Genomic DNA, 17,043 nt, shown 5'->3' on the forward strand with positions numbered 1-17,043 from the left:
GCGTCACGCCGCGAGGGCGTGGTGGAGCGCGGTGACGAGGGCTGTTGCGATCGGGGCGGTGGGCATTCCTGCGTCGTGCACGACCTCGGGCGCCGGGGGGAGGCGCGCGCACTCGGCGGTGAGGTCGCGCCACGCCGCGGCTCGGGCCGCCTCGACGTGCGCTCGCTCCGTGGGATCGAGCCGCGTCGCGAGCCAGTCGGCGAGGTCGAGCGCGAGCGCGGCGTGCGCGGCCTCGTCCCGCGCGATGCGCGCGAACGCGCGGCGGAGCGCGGGATCGGCGGCGTGGCGGGCCTGGTGCGCGGCGACGAGCGCGCCGTACGTCTCGTGGACGCAGCCCTCCGTCGCGTTGTCGAGCGCGAGCTCGAAGAGCGTGCGTCGCTCGCCGACAGGAGGAGCGACAGGAGGAGCGACCGCGCGTGGCCGTGCGCCGAGCGCCTCCGCGCGCGCCGTCATGATCGCGGCGTGGACGACCTCGTCGCGTCGCGCGCGCTCGACGCGGGCCACGAGCGCGCCCGGCGCGCCGTGGCGGCGGAGCTCGTCGCGGAGCTCCGCGAACGCCACGACCGCGGCCGCCTCCATGTGCGCGATCTCGGCGACGTGCGCGGGGAGGGACGCGAGCCACGGCCGCGGCTCCACGACGAACCCGATCGGCCGGCGACCTTCGTAGCACCCGATGGGTCGCCCCTGGCTCAGGTCGCGTTGGGCGACGACCGAGATCGTCCCGTCGCGCGCGACCTTCACGAGGCGCTCGACGGTCGGGCGATCGCACACGAACGGCTGGTAGCGGAGGACGAAGCCGTCGGGATCCGTGCGCGCGTTGCCGGAGCTGCAGTGGGGCGGGCCCTCGACCAAGCGCGCGAGCGCGACCGCCTCCTTCAGCGACTCGATCGGCGCGACGAGCTTCTGGAGCTCCTCCGCGGTCGCGAGCACGCGGACATCGTCCCCGCGCGTGACGACGCCATAGCCGTAGTCGAGATCCGGCCGGCCGGCGTACGTGCCGACGTGACGCCATCCCGCCGCCGCGGTCGCCGCGGCGACGGCGGTCTCGCACGCCTCGCGCGAGGTGGCGGTGGCGCACGGCGCGCCGAGCCGCCCGACCTCGCTGTGCTGCCCGCCGTCGCGCGGGCGCGGCGACTTGAAGACGACGCCGTCGACGCCGGGGCCGAACGTGAGATCGGCGAACGGGCTTCGCCCCGGCGGGACGCCGCACTCGACCGACTCCGGCAGCTGCGTCGGGGGCTCGTCGACCGGGCCGGTGCGCTTCTTCCCGCACGCCGCGGCGAGCACACCGAGGAGGAGCGGGGCGAGCGTGCGGCGCATCGGCCGATGTTAGAAGAGGCGCGCCGCGGTGTCGTCCGCGAAGAGCCACGCGGGGCGGGGGATGCGGAGCACGTCGCCGTCGCGCACGACGCGGCCGCGCTCCTCGAGCTTCGCGAGCGCGCGCAGGCGCGCCGGCGTCCACGGATCCGTCCCCAGGTCCGCGCCTGCGCGTCCGAGGTCGACGCCCTCGGCGACGCGAAGACCGAGCATGATGCGTTCGCGGAGGAGCTCCTCGCGCGACAGCTCCTCGCGCGACATCTCGACCTCGCCGCGTCGCGTGCGCTCGACGTAGTCGCCCGGCACGATCGCGTTCCGCCACCGCACGCCGCCCTCCGCGGTGCGGATCATCCCGTACGCGCCGCAGCCGACGCCGACGTACTCGTCGCCGCGCCAGTAGGCGAGGTTGTGGCGCGCCTCCTGCCCCGGCGCCGCGTAGTTCGAGATCTCGTAGTGACGGAGGCCGCGCCCCTCGAGCTCCTCGTCGATCGCGAGGAACGCGTCCGCGACCGCGCCGTCGTCGGCGAGCGGCAACAGCCCGCGCTTCTTGCGCTCGCCGAACTGCGTCCCGGGCTCGATCGTGAGCTGGTAGCAGGAGAGGTGCGCGAGGCCGGTGTCCGCGAGCGCGGCCGCCTGATCGCGTGCATCTTGCACGCTTTGCTCGGGCAGCCCGAAGATGAGGTCGGTCGACACGCGCGGGACCCCGGCCGCGATCGCCGCCGCCACCGCCGCCTGCGCGCCGGCGGGATCGTGCAGGCGTCCGAGGAACTTGAGCTGCTCGGCGCGGAGCGACTGCGTCCCGATCGAGAGCCGGTTCACGCCCGCGTCGAGGAGCGCGCGCGCGCGGTCGTAGTCGAGCGAGGTGGGGTTGCACTCGACGGTGACCTCCGCGTCGGGCGCGATCGCGTACGACTCGTGGAGCCCCGCGAGGACGCGCCCGAGCGCGGCGGGATCCCAGAGGCTCGGCGTCCCGCCGCCGAAGAACACGCTGTCGATCGCGCGCCGCCGCTCGTCGCTCCGCGCGCGCAGCGACGCCTCGCGGAGGACCGCGTCGGCGTAGCCCGCGTGGTCGATCGCCTCGCGCGTCGTCGCGTAGCTGACGAAGTCGCAGTACGGGCACTTGGCGAGGCACCACGGGAAGTGGACGTAGATCGAGGCCACGCCGCTACGGTCCGCGCGATCGCGCTCCGAAGTAGTTGCCCGCGAACGCGGCGAGGGCGAGGAGGAGGAGCGCGCCGACGAAGACGAGCGTGTTGTTCTTCTTCGGCGCCGGCGCCGGCTCGCGCGACGGCTTCGTCGCCACGATCTCCGCCGGCGTGTCCGGCTGCGCGGTGGCGGGCGGAGGCGGCGCCGACGTGACCTCCGGCGCCGGCCGCCCCTTCTTCGCCGTCGCAGCGCGCACCTTCGCGACCGCGTCCCCCGCATTCGCCGACGCGAGCGTCGCCCCCCCCTTCACCCCCCCACTCCCCCCCGGCGAAGGCGCGGCCTTCTCCGCCGCCTCCGCCGTCGTGGACGCCGGGCCCCCCCCCTCTCGCGGGGGTCCGGGGGCGTCGAGCGCGTCTTCGCGCGAGATACCCCCGGCGGGGAGAGCTCGAGAGGGGCGGAGCCCCTCTCGAACAAGCTGACTAGGCGTCACCGTCGGCATGAGCGCCTCTTCCGCCGCGAGCTGCGAGTCGGCGCTGAGGTCGTCGGCCGCCGACGTCAGCGTGCTCCCGATCGGCGGCTCCGGCATCGTGAGCGCGATCGACGACTCTTCCTGCCTCGGCGGCGAAGGCGGCTTCCCCGAGACGGAGAGGGCCCGCACCGGCCGGTTCTGCGCGACGTCCTCGAACGCGCTCGCGACGTCGTCCATCGACGGGAAGCGGTCGTCGCGGTGGCGGCTGAGCATGCGCGCGATCGCCTTCGCGCCGTCGGAAGGGAAGCCGTCGACGACGCCGTCGAGCATCGGCGGGAGCTCGAACTGCTTCGACGCCGGGTAGCGCCCGGCGATGAGCTCGTACGCCGTCATCCCGAGCGCGTATTGATCGGCGCGCCCGTCGGCCTCCGCGCCGAGCATCTGCTCCGGCGCCATGTAGCGCACGGTGCCGAGGATGCGGCCCGCCATCGTGCGGAACCCCATGCTCTCCGGCGCGGCGCCGCTCTTGTGGATCGGCTTCGCGAGCCCGAAGTCGAGGACCTTCGCGACGTCGTCGTCGGAGATCATGACGTTCGACGGCTTCACGTCGCGGTGGATGACGCCCTTCGCGTGCGCGGTCGCGAGGGCCCTCGCGATCTCGCCGAGCCACTTGAGGCGCCGCGCGAGGGAGACGCGCTCGTCGCCGACGTAGGCGAGGAGGGGCTGCCCGCTCACGAGCTCCATCACGATGAAGAAGAGGCCGTCCTCCTCGCCGAGGTCGTGGATCGCGACCGCGTTGGGGTGGGTGAGGGCCGCCGCCGCCCGCGCCTCGCGGAGGAGGCGGGCGACCCCGTCGGGGTTCCGGTCGGGATCGGGCCGGACCACCTTGAGCGCGACCTTGCGCCGGAGCCGGTCGTCGACCGCGCGGTAGACCTCGCCCATACCGCCGCGCCCGATGAGCGCTTCGACCGTATAGCGGTCGACGCTCGTACCAGCCACCAAGCTCTTGGGGGCGGAGGCAGCCTTCGGGCGATCGGGACTAGCAGCCACGATACGACGACTGTACCACTACGTTGCCCACCCAAATCGCCAGTGTTACCTTTTGGACTCGCTTCACCTGATGATCGAGTCGACAGACCTCATCGATCGCGTGCGCGCCTATCAACCGGCGGCGGACGTAGACTTGCTGAAGCGAGCCTACGACTACAGCGAAAAAGCTCATACGGGGCAGAAGCGGAAGTCCGGCGACCCGTACTTCATCCACCCCGCGAGCGTCGCCGGCATCATCACCGAGCTCCGGCTCGACACCGCGAGCGTCTGCGCCGGGCTCCTCCACGACGTGGTCGAGGACACGCTCGCGACGACGAAGGACATCGAGCGCGAGTTCGGCGGGGAGATCGCGTCGCTCGTCGACGGCGTCACCAAGCTCGGCAAGATCAACTTCACCTCGAAGGAGGACCGGCAGGCGGAGAACTTCCGCAAGATGGTCGTCGCGATGGCGCGCGACATCCGCGTGCTGCTCATCAAGCTCTGCGATCGCGTCGACAACATGCGGACGCTCGAGCACATGAAGCCGGAGGCGCAGGAGCGCATCGCGCGCGAGACGCTCGAGATCTACGCCCCGCTCGCGAACCGCCTCGGCATCCAGGCCTTCAAGAGCGAGCTCGAGGACCTCTCCTTCCGCTACCTCGAGCCGGAGGGCTACCACGAGGTCAAGGACGGCGTCGCGAAGACGAAGAAGGAGCGCGACAAGTACATCGTCGAGGTCAGCAAGACCTTGTCGAGCCGCCTCGCGGAGCAGGGGTTCGCCGCCGACGTGACCGGCCGCGCGAAGCACCTCTACTCGATCTGGCGCAAGATGAAGGCGAACGACTCGTCGGTGGATCAAATCCACGACATCATCGCTTTCCGCGTTTTGGTCGAGTCGGTCAGCGACTGCTACGCCGCGCTCGGCGTCATCCACTCGAAGTGGACGCCGGTGCCGGGCCGCTTCAAGGACTACATCGCGCTGCCGAAGCCGAACATGTACCAGTCGCTCCACACGACCGTGATCGGTCCGGGGCGGGAGCGGATCGAGATCCAGATCCGCACCCACGACATGCACCGCGTCGCGGAGCGCGGCATCGCCGCGCACTGGAAATACAAGGAGAAGCACGGCGGCGGCATCGCCGAGACCGACGCGCAGAAATTCGGCTGGCTCCGCCAGCTCATGGAGTGGCAGAAGGACCTCAAGGATCCGGCCGAGTTCCTCGAGGGCGTGAAGGTCGACCTCTTCCAGGACGAGGTCTACGTCTTCACCCCGAAGGGCGAGGTCCGCGTCTTCCCGCGCGGGTCCACCCCGGTCGACTTCGCGTTCGCGATCCACTCGCAGCTCGGCGAGCACATCACCGGCGCGCGCGTGAACGGCAAGCTCGAGCCGCTCCGCTACAAGCTCCGGAACGGTGACGTCATCGACATCGTGACGAGCAACCAGCAGCAGCCGTCGAAGGACTGGCTCGACTTCGTCGTCACGACGCGCGCGCGCGCGAAGATCCGGAACTATCTCCGCACCGAGCAGCGCGACAAGTCGCTCCGCCTCGGCCGCGAGCTCCTCGAGCGCGAGTTCCAGAAGTCCTCCGTCTCGCTCAGCAAGCTCCTCAAGAACGACCACGAGCTCCGGAAGATCCTCGAGACGCTCAACGTCCAGAACACGGAAGAGCTCCTCATCGGCATCGGCTACGGCAAGATCGATCCGAAGGAGGTCCTCGACGTCCTCACGCCGCCGTCGATGGACGGCAAGGAGAGCTCGCCGCCGGAGCAGCTCCGCGAGGGTCGCTTCGCCGGCTTCGTCCGCAAGGTCATCAAGGGTGACGACGGCGGCATCCGCATCAACGGCATCGACGACGTCCTCGTCCGCTACGCCAAGTGCTGCAACCCCTTGCCGGGCGACGACATCCTCGGCTTCATCACGCGCGGCCGCGGCATCACGATCCACCGCCGCGGCTGCCCGAAGGCGTTCGACACCGATCCCGAGCGGCGCGTCGAGATCACGTGGGACACGAAGGCGAAGATCAACCGCGCGGTGCAGCTCCGCGTCGTGACCGCGAACCGCCCCGGCATCCTCGCCACCGTCGGTCAGACCTTCAGCCAGATGGGCATCAACATCTCGGAGGCGAACTGCCGCGCGGGCGACGACGGCAAGGCGATCAACGTCTTCACGTTCGTCTGCTCCGATCTCTCGCAGCTCAAGAACGTGATGAAGGCCCTCCAGAAGGTGCAGGGCGTCGTCGCGGTCGAGCGCGCGTAGCCGTCAGAACGTCCCGGCGAGCGAGAGCCCCTGGAACGTCGGGCCGACCGCCGGCGTGAGGGCGACGGTGGGCTTGGGCGGCGCGCGGCGCGCGGTCTTGTCCTCGACCGGGACGGGCTTCGCGAGGAGGAACAGCGCGACGCCGCCGCCGACGAGGACGGCGGTGCTCACTCCGAGCCCGACGAGGAGCGGGATGTTGTCCTTCATCTCGTCCTCGCGCGTGTTGTACCGGATCGCGATGTCGCGCGCGCGATCGCACGACGGCGCGTCGCCGCCGTTGCACTTCTTCTCGGCGGCGTCGTGATCGCGCAGGTTCGTGTCCTGCGTGACCTTGTACGCGAGGAGGATGATGCCGCCGATCGCGGCGGTGACGACGCCGGCGCCGATGGCCCCGACGCCGCCCCAGTGCTGCAACGACCACTTCGTCGCGGCGGGGCCCTCCGGCGTCGCCGGCTTCGTGCTGCCGGCCGGCTTGAGGTCGATCCCCTTGAGCTCGCGCGTCTCGACCTTCAGCTGTAGCTCGTCGTAGCCCGGCGCGGTGACGCGGACGTCGTGCGAGCCGCCCGCCTTCGTGAAGACGACCGTCTCGTTCTGGTAGAGGGCCTGCGGCACGAGCGCGCCGTCGACGTAGATCTGCATCCCGCTCGGAGGCGGCTGCGGGAGGACGAGGCGGACGTTCGGCGTCTCGAGGAGCGCCGCGAGCGCGCCGCTGATCTCCTTGAGGCGCTCGTCCTTCTTCGCGCTCGCGGCTTCCTTCGCGAGACGGTACGCCTCGTACGCCTCCTGGCGCAGGCCGAGCTGCTCCTGGCAGAACCCGATGTTGTAGTAGGCGCCGATCGACTTGTCGGCGGCGAGGCTCTTCTCGAACTCCGGGATCGCCTTCGCGCAGTCGCCGTCGTCGCGCAGCTTTCGCCCCGCCTCGAAGTGCCTCTTCGCGCCTTCGGGATCGCCGTCCGCGCGCGCGTCGTGGGCGACGCCGAGCAGGAGCGTCATCGTCGTGAGGGAAAGGAAGACGAAGCGTCGCCGCATCGCGGCCATTGTCGCCCAATTTCGGGCACGTCGTCACATGTAGTTCGAGCCTTCGGGCGTCTTCGGGACCTTCTTCGTCGACGTCGCGGGGGCCGGCGGCGGCGCGGGCGCGGGCGGTCGCGCGGGGGGCGGTCGCACGACGGGCGGCGCCGCGACCGCGCTCGGAGGTTTGGGCGGCGGCTCGACCGGAGGCTCGACCGGCGGAGGCTCGACCGGCGGCTCGGCGGCGGCGGTCGGCTCGGGCGGAGGTGGCGCCTCGACCGGCGGCGGCAACGCGGTCTCGGGCGGCGGCGGCTCGGCGGGGGGCTCGACCACCGCCGTCGCGGTCGGAGCGCTTCCGGTCGTCGGGCGCCTCTTCACGAGGACGAGGAGGCCGAGCCCGGTCGCGCCGAACACGATGGAGACCATGAGGCCGGCGACGAGGAGGAGCTGTCCCTTCGAGAGCGACGTCGTGCGCCGGACCTGCGGGCTCCCGGAGTCCCACGCGTTGAGCGTCTTGCCGGTGCCCTCCATCTGCGGCTCGCCCGTGACGAGGGTCGGCATGTCGACCTTCTGCGCGGACTGCTGCATCACGGTGAGGATGCGGCGCGCGGATCCTTCGTCGGACGCGTAGCCCTGGAGCGCGAACGCGACCTCCGCGATCGACTGGTAGCGGCGGTTGAGGTCCTTCTCGAGGCACCGCATGATCACCGCTTCGAGATCGAGCGGCAGCCCGAAGACGTGCTGCGACGGACGCGGCACCGGGTCCTTGAGGACCATCGCGCAGATCTCCGCGACGCCGGAGGCATCGAACGGGACGCGACCGGTGAGGAGCTCGTAGAGGCACACGCCGAGAGACCAGATGTCGCTCCGGTAGTCGACGTCCTTCGCCGATCGCATCTGCTCCGGCGACATGTACTGAGGCGATCCGAACACCGAGTTCGTCGCGGTGAGCGAGACGTCGCCGTTGCCGCCGCCGATCTGCTTGGCGAGGCCGAAGTCCAGCACCTTCACGAGCGGGCGGCCGTCGACCGTCTTCGTGAGGAACAGGTTCTTCAGCTTCACGTCGCGATGCACCATGCCGAGGCCGTGCGCCTCGGCGAGCGCCTCGCTCGCTTGCAGGACGTACTCGACCGCGACGTGCGGCGGGAGGGGACCGCGCTGCTGCATCTCCGCGTCGAGGTCGTGGCCCTCCAGGTACTCCATGACCATGAAGGGCTCGCCGTTCTGGAGCTTGCCGACGTCGAGCACGCGCGCGGTGTGGATGCTCTTCAGCTGCACCGCCGCCTTGGCCTCGCGCAGGAAGCGCTCCGCGTGGGCGCTGTCGGCCATCGCCTCGCGCAGCATGAACTTCAACGCGACGCGCTGGTTGAGGTCGAGGTGTTTCGCCGCGACGACGATCCCCATCCCGCCCGCGCCGAGCACCTTCTCGACGCGATACTTGTCGCCCAGCACGTCGCCGGGCTTGACGCGGCTCGAAGACATCCGTTACCGAGCGTACCAATCTTTCGAAGCAAACCGATGTTTTCGATGGTCTGAGCGCGGATGAAGGTCCTTGTAGTAGGAGCGGGGCTCGCGGGGTGCGAGGCGGCGTACCAGCTCGCGGAGCGCGGGATCGACGTCACGCTCGTCGAGCAGAAGCCGAAAGCGCGCACCCCGGCGCAGAACACCGACAAATTGTGCGAGCTGGTGTGCTCGAACTCGATGCGCGGCGCCGCGCTGGTGAACGCGGTCGGCCTCCTCAAGGAGGAGCTCCGGCGCGCGGGCTCGCTCGTCATGCAGGCGGCCGAGGTCGCGCGCGTCCCGGCCGGAGGGGCGCTCGCGGTGGACCGCGACGTCTTCGCCGACACGGTGACCGCGCGCATCGCGAGCCACCCGCGCATCACGATCGTGCACGAGGTCATCGAGGCGATCCCGGAGGCGACGCCCGATCGCCCCGTCATCATCGCGACCGGTCCGCTCACCGGCGACGCGCTCGCGGCCGACATCGCGCGCGCGGTCGGCGCGCAGCACCTCGCGTACTACGACGCGATCGCGCCGATCATCAGCGCCGACTCGATCGACTGGGACCGGGTCTTCAAGCAGTCGCGCTGGGGGAAGGGCGCGGAAAACGTCGATAGCGACGAAAAGCTCGACGCGACCGCGACCGGCGACGAGGCCTACGTGAACTGCCCGTTCGAGAAGGACGCGTACTACGCGTTCGTGAGGGCGATCGTGGAGGCGCAGAAGGTCGAGCCGCGCTCCTTCGAGGACGTGAAGTACTTCGAGGGCTGCCTCCCGATCGAGGTGATGGCGTCGCGCGGCGAGCGCACGCTCGCGTTCGGGCCGATGAAGCCGGTCGGGCTCACCGATCCGCGGACCGGACGCCGTCCCTACGCCGTCGTGCAGCTCCGCCCCGAGGACCAGGCCATGACGGCGTACAACCTCGTCGGCTTCCAGACGCGGATGACGTACGGCGAGCAGCAGCGCGTCTTCCGCATGATCCCCGGCCTCGAAGAAGCCGAGATCCTGCGTTTCGGGAGCGTGCATCGGAACACGTTCGTCGACTCGCCGAAGATGCTCGACGAGCGGATGCAGCTCAAGGCGCGCCCGAACGTGTACCTCGCGGGCCAGGTGACGGGGGTGGAGGGCTACGTCGAGAGCTGCGCCGGCGGCCTCGTCTGCGCGATCATGCTGGCGCAGACGCTGCGCGGCGAGGCGCTCTCGCCGCCGCCGGAGACGACCGCGCTCGGCGGGATCCGGACGCACCTCATGCGCGAGAGCGAGCGCTTCCAGCCCTCGAACATCACCTGGGCGTGCATCCCGCCGCCGGCGGATCCGAAGCTGCGGAAGCGCGATCGCTATCAGGCGATGGCCGACCGCGCGCTCGCGGAGCTCGACGCGTGGCTCGGCGCGATCAAGGTCGCGCCGACGACGACGTAGCCGGCGCCGGCCTCGGGTGCGGAGAGCTCGAACGCCACGTCAGCGCGAGGAGGACGATGACGGCGACGAGCAGGCCGCCCGCGCCGGCGATGACGAAGGGGAGCCACGCCGGCGTGCTCTTCGGCGCGGGCTGGTTCGTGTTGCTCGTCGTGATGACGTGACCGCGCGCGTTGATGACGACGCGCGGGCGGACGCGGCTCGGATCGTTCTCCGGCGCCGTCGCTTGCTGCACTACCGCCCTGCGCGCGGCCGTCGTCTCCGCGAACTCGTCCGGGATCGACGAGGAGGGCATCGGCCGCGGCGTGCTCGGCGGCAGCGGCCCGCTGTCGAGGAAGCCCTGCCCGAACTGGGCGGCGGGGTTGTTCGACGGCGAGAAGAAGAGCGTCTTCGTGACGGGGGAGGTCTGCTTGAGCTGCGCGCGCACGGCGCGGAGGGCCTCGAGCATCTCGGCGCAGTTCGCGAAGCGCGCGTGGCGGTCCTTCGAGAGCGCGCGGTTCACGAGCGCCTCGAGCTCGGGCGAGCACTCGCCGCGGCGCTGCCGGAGCGGGACCGGATCCTCGCGCAGGATCGCGGCGAGCGTCTGCGGGATCGAGTCGCCGCCGAACGGGAGCCGCCCCGTCGTCATCTCGTAGATCGACACGCCCATCGCCCAGACGTCGGCACGCTGATCGATGTCGTCCTCGGCGCGCACCTGCTCCGGCGGCATGTACGCGGGCGAGCCCATCGTCGAGCCCGTCTTCGTGAGGCGCGTCGCCTTCGAGGCGATCTCCTTCACCGCGCCGAAGTCGACCACCTTCACGATCGGCGGGCCGCTCTTGGGATCGTGGAGGAAGAGGTTCTCGGGCTTGATGTCGCGATGCACGAAGCCGGCGCGATGCGCCTCCGCGAGGCCTTCGAGCGCCTGGAGCGACCAGTCGAGGACGACGTCGAGCGGGGGCGGTCCGTCGCGCGTCACGATCGCCTCCAGGCTGGAGCCCTCGAGGAACTCCATCACGAGGAAGGGCACGCCGTTCTCGAGCTCGAGGACCTCGTACAGCTTCGTGACGTGCGCGTTCGAGAGCACGCTCGCGGCGCGCGCTTCGCGGATGAAGCGCTGGCGCGCCTCCTCGTTGTGTGCGCGCTCGGGCGACATCACCTTCACCGCGACGCGCATCTGGAGGGTCAGGTCCGTCGCCTCGGTGACGATGCCCATCGACCCTTGGCCGACGGTGCGCTCGATGCGGTAGCGGCCGGCCAAGACCGTCCCCGGCATCAGCGCATCTTGGATCGCCGGCACGGCCCGAAGCGTACCCCGGGTCCGGTCAATCTCCGAAAAGATGATCGGTCGAATGACCAGGGGCGAGGCCGAGCGCGGCGGCGGCCTCGCCGAAGGCCTCGATCGACGCGCGGAGCGGGTCGGACGTGAAGTCGACGTATTCGTTCGCAACTGAAAAGAGCGAGCGTTTCCCGGGGTTGCCGACGTGTCGCGTGAGCTCGGCGTGGGCTTCGTCGAGGGCCGTCTCCGGATCCTGTGACGCGCGTGTGACCTCGGCGGCGAGGGCGGCGGCGAGCGCCGGCGCCCAGGGCCGTTCGGCGTCGCGCGCGCGCGTCGCGAGCACGGCGGTCGCGAAGCGTCGATCGGGCCAGAGGTCTCGCTCGTCGATGAGCCGCAGCGCGCCCTCCTCGTGGACGACGCGCGTCGCCCATGGCTCGGGGAGCCACGCGCCGTCGAGCTCGCCGCGCTTCATCTGATCGAGGATCGTGGCGGCGGCGATCGCGAGCACGGTGACGTCGCCGCCCGCGGCCGCGTCGCGGAGGCCGGCCTGCTTCAGCCACCAGCGGAGCGAGACGTCCTGCGCGGTGCCGATCTGCGTGACGGCGAGGCGCTTGCCGCGGACGTCGGCGCTCCCGCGGATCCCGCTCTTCGGGGTCACGACGAGCGAGGCGCCGCCCGAACAGCAGCCGCCGATCACGCGGAGGCCCGCGCCGCCGTCGCGATGACGCGCGTGATGGACGACGATCGCGGACGGGCCGGCGGTGCCGGCGTCGATCGCGCCGCCGACGAGCGCCTCCGCGACGCGCGGTCCGGCGCGGAAGAGGCGGGTCTCCACGACGAGCGGCGCGAGCGCGGCCTGGATGCGGCCGGAGCCGAGGCCGGCGAGCATCGGCGCGTGCGTGAGGTTGGTCATCGCGCCGAGCCGCAGGACGTCTTTGCCCGGCCGCCGCGCGAGCGCGTAACCGGTCGCGCCGGTGAGCGCCGCCGCGGCGAGCCCACCGAGGAACGCACGCCGCGACGTGCTCACGCCCGCGCCCTCCCGTCCACGCGCGGCGAGGTGCTCACGTCCGCGCCGTCCGGTCTGCGCGGGCCGTGGCCGTGTGCAGGCCGCACTCGGTTTTGTTCGACCATGCCCAGCGGCCGGCGCGCTCGTCTTCTCCTTCGGCCGCGGGGCGCGTGCACGGGACGCAGCCGATCGAGAGGTAGCGGCGCGCGGCGAGCGGGTGCGCGGGGACGTCGTGGACGCGGAGGTACTCCGCGACGCCGGCGCGGGTCATCGCCGCGAGCGGATGCACGCGGACGAGCGGGCCGTCCGCTTCGAGGACGGCGAGGTCCGCGCGCGTCTTGCTCTGATCGCGGCGGAGGCCGGAGACCCATGCCCGCGCGCGTGCGCGGAGCGGCGCGAGCGGCGCGACTTTGTTGAGGCCGCAGCAGAAGTCGGCGTCTGTCTGCTGGACGTCCGCGCCGTAGCGCGCGACGAACGCGTCGTGCTCGACGTCGGGGCGTACGACGTGGACGGTGAGGCCGAGGCGCGCGACGAGCTCGTCGCGGTACGCGTGCGTCTCGGGGAAGAGGAAGCCGGTGTCGATGAAGACGACGGGCAGGTGCCGCGCGACCTCGCTCCAGAGATGGAGGAGCACGCCGCTCTGCGCGCCGAACGACGACGTGAAGAGGAGGTCGTCGCCGAAGCGCGCGACCGCGTGGGCGAGGACCTCGCGTGGCGACGCGTGCTCGAGCAGCGCGTTGGCGGCCGCGAGGTCATCGTCGCGCTCGTGCGTCATGATGCGTTGGCGTTGGCGCGGGTGGTCATGCGGCACACTCTCCTTCGCCGAGCTGGACGAGGAAGCCGGAGGCTTCGCCGACGTCGGCGGCCTCGTCGGGGCGCGGCGCGGCGGAGACGATGTCGCCGAGCGCGGCGACGACCTTCTTCGCGTCGGCGCGCTCGAAGAACGCGGCCGGCGTCTCGCCGTCGCTCTTCTCGGCCTCGTAGAGGCGGAGCAGCACAAGGACCGCGTCGGGCACGCGGCGCGCGACGATCTTCACGACCTGCCGCCCGAAGCGGGCCCCGCGCGGGTCGACGCCGCCGCCGAGGTGGAGCTGATAGACGGGCACGGTCGTGTCGCCGATCGTCTTGGCGCCGCCGTGGAAGCCGAGGTCGGCGATGTGGTGCTGCCCGCACGAGTTGGGGCAACCGCTCACCTTGATGATCGTCTTCGCGACGTCGCCGCTCGCGCCGAGGCCGAGCGCCTCGAGCTTGTCCGTGATCGCCCTCGCGACCGCGCGCGACGACGTCACCGCGAGGTTGCAGGTGTCGGCGCCCTGGCAGCTCGTGACGTCGCGGGCGGTGTGGAGATCGAGCTTCGCGAGGCCGGCGGCGTCGAGGCGCGCGAAGAGGGCGGGGAGGGAGCGCGGGTGCACCCACGGCAGGAGGAGGTTCTGATCGATCGTGAGGCGCACGGTGCCGTCGCCGAACGCGCTCGCGAGCGCGCCGATCTCGCGGAGCTGCGCGCTCGTCGCGTCGCCGAGGAGGAGGCGCACGTAGACGGCGACGTGCTCGTGGTCGCGCTGGCTCACGACCGAGGACGCGCGCCAGGCGAAGTAGTCCGCGTCCCGCTTCGCGTCCGCGCTCTCGATCGGGGTGCCGGGCGTCGTCCCGGCGAGCTCGGGGAGCGCGAGCTCGGCGGCGGCCTCGGCGTCGACCTCGGCGCGGATCGCGGCGTACGTCGCGCGGAACCCGTCGTCGCCGAGCTTCTTCAGCACGTATTTGAGGCGCGCGCGCTGGCGGTTCTCGCGGTTGCCGAGGCGATCGAAGAGCCGCACGATCGCCTCTCCGACGCGGCCGATCTCGGCGCCGCGCACCCACTCGTGGAGCACGAGCGCGTTCCGCGGCGACGACGACAGGCCGCCGCCGGCGACGACCTTGAAGCCCTTCTCTCCGTCTTTCGTCGTGGCGATGAACCCGAGGTCGTGGATCGCAGCCTTGGCGCAGTCGTTCGCGCAGCCGCTGAAGGCGATCTTGAACTTGCGCGGGAGCGTCTCGCTCAGCGGATGGCGGAGGAACAGCCGCGTGATCGCCTCGGCGTAGGGCGTGACGTCGAACGGCGCGGCCCTGCACACCTCCGCGAGCTCGCACGCGGTGACGGAGCGCACGGAGTTCCCGCACGCGCCGCGGGTGGTGAGGCCGGCCTCGTCGAGGCGCCGCATCGCGGCCTCGACGTCGCTCATCTTCACGAAGTGAAACTGGACGTTCTGGCGGGTGGTGACGTGCCCGAACCCACGCGAGTAGGCGTCGGCGACGTCGGCGAGCGCGTTGAGCGCGGTCTCGTCGAGGCGCCCGAACGGGATCTTCACCCGCAGCATCTGGGTGCCTTCCTGGCGCTGCCCGTACACCCCGCGCGTCAGTCGATACGCGCGAAACGCATCCGGCCCGATCTCACCACGCTCGAACGCCTCGAGCTTCGCGACGAACTCGTCGACGTCCCGCGCCTCCGAGAACTTCGGAAGTGTCACCGCCGCCATGCTGTCTCCTCCGTTCCGTCCGCATCTCCGCCCGCGCCCCCCGCCCGCGCTCGTCGCGCATCTTCCCCCCATCCCCCCTCCGGCGGCCCACCCGCACGAGCATCGTCGTTCCGCCCGTTCCCCCAACCCCGCGGAGGCGCGCCCACCCGCTCGCGCGCCTCCACCCCTCCGCCATCGCGCCCCTCGAACGCCGCGCCCGCCGCTGCGCGCTCGTCGCTCCGACTTCCCAGCGCGGTGCGCGTCCGCGCGTCGTTCAGCGCGCTCGCGCTCTCGCGCTCCGGCGGCGTGAGCGGTCGCGTATCGTCGGTTCGTGCGCCCGTGCGTTCGCATTCGGGCGGCGTGAGCGGTTGCGTGTCGTCGGTCCGTGCGATCGGGGGTTCGCATTCGGGCGGCGTGAGCGGTCGCGTGTCGACGTTCGTCGCGCTCGTGTGCGTGTGCTCTGGCGGCGTGTGCGGCCGCGCGTCGTCGGTTCGTGCGCTCGTGCGTTCGCGTTCTGGCGGCGTGAGCGCTCGAGCGTCGTCGTTCAGCGTGCTCGTGCGTCCGCGCTCCGGCGGCGTGTGGGGCCGAGCGTCGTGGTTTCGGGCGCTCGTGTGTTCGCGCTCTGGCGGAGTGAGCGGCTCCGCGGCGTCGGTCCGTGCGCTCGGGTGTCTGCGCTCGGGGGGCGTGTGTCGGGCGTCGTCGGTCCGTGCGCTCGGGGGTTCGTGCTCGGGCGGTCGAGCGTGTTCGTCGCTCCGTCCGGCGGGGGCGGCGTGCGAGTCGTCGTTTCGGGGGGGCGCGCGGCGGGCGGTGAGCAGGTCGACGATGCGGGCGACGCTCTCGGCGAGGGTCAGGGTGCTCGTGTCGAGGGTCAGCTCGGGGGCGAGCGGCGGCTCGTAGGGGTCGCTGATGCCGGTGAAGGAGGCGATCTCGCCGGCGAGCGCCTTCTTGTAGAGGCCCTTGGTGTCGCGGGCGACGCATGCCTCGAGCGGCGGGGCGACGTGCACCTCGACGAAGTCGCCGATGAGCGCCCGCGCCGCCTCGCGCGCCGCGCGGAAGGGCGAGATCGCGGCGACAATGACGTGGACGCCATTTCGTTGAAGTAGATGCGCGACGAACGCGATGCGCGCGACGTTGAGGTCGCGGTCCTCGCGCGAGAAGCCGAGCCCCTTCGACAGGTGCGTTCGGACGACGTCGCCGTCCAGGACCTCGACCCGGCCCCCCGCCGCCCTCAGCACCGGCGCGAGCGCCTCGGCGATCGTGGACTTCCCCGCGCCGGAGAGGCCGGTGAGCCACACGACGACGCCGCGGTCGCGCCCCGCGCCGTCTGCAAATGCTAGGTTGGTCGAGGCGCGATTCGTCATAGCGTTTGAATGTCTATTATAGTGGAGAAGGTGTTGGCGGTACGCAAGCGGAAAGCAGGCAGCGGGGTAGAGAAGGGTACGGAGTCGGCGGTCGCGGAGGCGCTCGGCGACGACGTCGGTGCGGCGGAGCTCGCGCGGCGCGTGGCGGAGAACCTCCGGCACAAACGGAAGGTGCGCGGCCTCTCGCTCGACGACCTCGCGCGGGCGTCGGGCGTCAGCCGCGCGGCGCTCTCGCAGGTCGAGACCTGCAAGACGAACCCCACGGTGGGCCTTCTCTGGAAGATCGCGGTCGGCCTCGGCGTCCCGTTCGCCGACCTGCTCGGGCAGCCGCGCACCGGCATCAGCGTGCTTCGCCGCGGCGAGGCGCAGGTGCTGCGGTCGCTCGACGGCAAGCTGGAGAGCCGGCCGCTCACCCCGGCAGGGGCGTCGGCGCTCGTCGAGATCTACGAGCTGCGCCTCGCCGCGCGGGCGACGCACACCTCCGAGCCGCACGCGGCGGGGACACACGAGTTCGTCGTCGTCCTCTCTGGGAGCCTTCGCCTCCACGTCGAAGGCGAGACGATCGACCTCCTCGCCGGCGACTCGGTCTCGTTCCCCGCCGACCGCTCGCACGCGTACGAGAACAACGGCTCGTCGGAAGCGCGCTACCACAACGTCATCCTCTACGAGCGCTGAAGCCGCATCCGGCGGCGCTCGCTTCGCGGCTCGCACCGACCCATTGCCGCAGCCGATTTGACGGGCCGGCTGCCGTCTCGGGACGTATTGATTCTTCGTGGCCGTT

At 71.6% G+C, this 17,043-nt stretch carries 12 protein-coding genes; 3 read left to right on the plus strand and 9 right to left on the minus strand.

Translation table 11 applies throughout. From position 1 onward, the window contains the following. Positions 1-3: 3 nt before the first annotated feature. Complete coding sequence (locus KF837_21785) at positions 4-1,320, minus strand: ferritin-like domain-containing protein (GenBank protein ID MBX3229967.1); 1,317 nt, start codon at positions 1,318-1,320, stop codon at positions 4-6. Between the two features lie 9 nt (positions 1,321-1,329). Continuing rightward, the gene (gene hemW, locus KF837_21790; GenBank protein ID MBX3229968.1) at positions 1,330-2,742 is read right to left on the minus strand and encodes a radical SAM family heme chaperone HemW; all 1,413 of its coding nucleotides are present in this window, start codon (positions 2,740-2,742) and stop codon (positions 1,330-1,332) included. 1,310 nt (positions 2,743-4,052) lie between these two features. Between hemW and KF837_21795 the strand changes: the two genes are divergently transcribed. Then, positions 4,053-6,218 (plus strand): bifunctional (p)ppGpp synthetase/guanosine-3',5'-bis(diphosphate) 3'-pyrophosphohydrolase, encoded by a 2,166-nt coding sequence (locus KF837_21795; protein MBX3229969.1) that lies wholly within the window; start codon positions 4,053-4,055, stop codon positions 6,216-6,218. Between the two features lie 3 nt (positions 6,219-6,221). Here KF837_21795 and KF837_21800 read toward each other — a convergent pair whose 3' ends face one another. After that, entirely contained in the window at positions 6,222-7,247 is a 1,026-nt protein-coding gene (locus tag KF837_21800) for a hypothetical protein (protein ID MBX3229970.1), read from the minus strand. Between the two features lie 33 nt (positions 7,248-7,280). Further along, positions 7,281-8,711: a serine/threonine protein kinase gene (locus KF837_21805; protein ID MBX3229971.1), complete on the minus strand. Its 1,431-nt coding sequence runs from the start codon at positions 8,709-8,711 to the stop codon at positions 7,281-7,283. A gap of 60 nt (positions 8,712-8,771) precedes the next feature. Between KF837_21805 and trmFO the strand changes: the two genes are divergently transcribed. After that, a complete protein-coding gene (gene trmFO, locus KF837_21810; protein ID MBX3229972.1) occupies positions 8,772-10,148 on the plus strand; it encodes a methylenetetrahydrofolate--tRNA-(uracil(54)-C(5))-methyltransferase (FADH(2)-oxidizing) TrmFO in 1,377 nt (458 codons plus the stop codon). On the opposite strand, the gene KF837_21815 is transcribed toward trmFO, so the two are convergent. The 5 genes from KF837_21815 to cysC are packed head-to-tail and all read right to left on the minus strand — an operon-like array spanning position 10,123 to position 16,262. Next, positions 10,123-11,424, minus strand: coding sequence for a serine/threonine protein kinase (locus tag KF837_21815; protein ID MBX3229973.1), 1,302 nt, complete (start codon positions 11,422-11,424; stop codon positions 10,123-10,125). The genes trmFO and KF837_21815 overlap by 26 nt on opposite strands. A 25-nt stretch (positions 11,425-11,449) precedes the next feature. Then, positions 11,450-12,430 (minus strand): ABC transporter substrate-binding protein, encoded by a 981-nt coding sequence (locus KF837_21820; GenBank protein ID MBX3229974.1) that lies wholly within the window; start codon positions 12,428-12,430, stop codon positions 11,450-11,452. A gap of 34 nt (positions 12,431-12,464) precedes the next feature. After that, positions 12,465-13,184 (minus strand): phosphoadenylyl-sulfate reductase, encoded by a 720-nt coding sequence (locus KF837_21825; GenBank protein ID MBX3229975.1) that lies wholly within the window; start codon positions 13,182-13,184, stop codon positions 12,465-12,467. Between the two features lie 25 nt (positions 13,185-13,209). Next, positions 13,210-14,922, minus strand: coding sequence for a nitrite/sulfite reductase (locus KF837_21830; protein ID MBX3229976.1), 1,713 nt, complete (start codon positions 14,920-14,922; stop codon positions 13,210-13,212). Next, positions 14,910-16,262 (minus strand): adenylyl-sulfate kinase, encoded by a 1,353-nt coding sequence (cysC, locus tag KF837_21835; protein ID MBX3229977.1) that lies wholly within the window; start codon positions 16,260-16,262, stop codon positions 14,910-14,912. The genes KF837_21830 and cysC overlap by 13 nt, the downstream gene beginning before the upstream one ends. A gap of 30 nt (positions 16,263-16,292) precedes the next feature. Here cysC and KF837_21840 point away from each other — a divergent pair, with 30 nt between their 5' ends. Continuing rightward, positions 16,293-16,937: a helix-turn-helix transcriptional regulator gene (locus tag KF837_21840; GenBank protein MBX3229978.1), complete on the plus strand. Its 645-nt coding sequence runs from the start codon at positions 16,293-16,295 to the stop codon at positions 16,935-16,937. Positions 16,938-17,043: the final 106 nt, after the last annotated feature.

It is taken from the genome of Labilithrix sp., from assembly GCA_019637155.1.
Lineage (GTDB): Bacteria > Myxococcota_A > Polyangia > Polyangiales > Polyangiaceae > Labilithrix.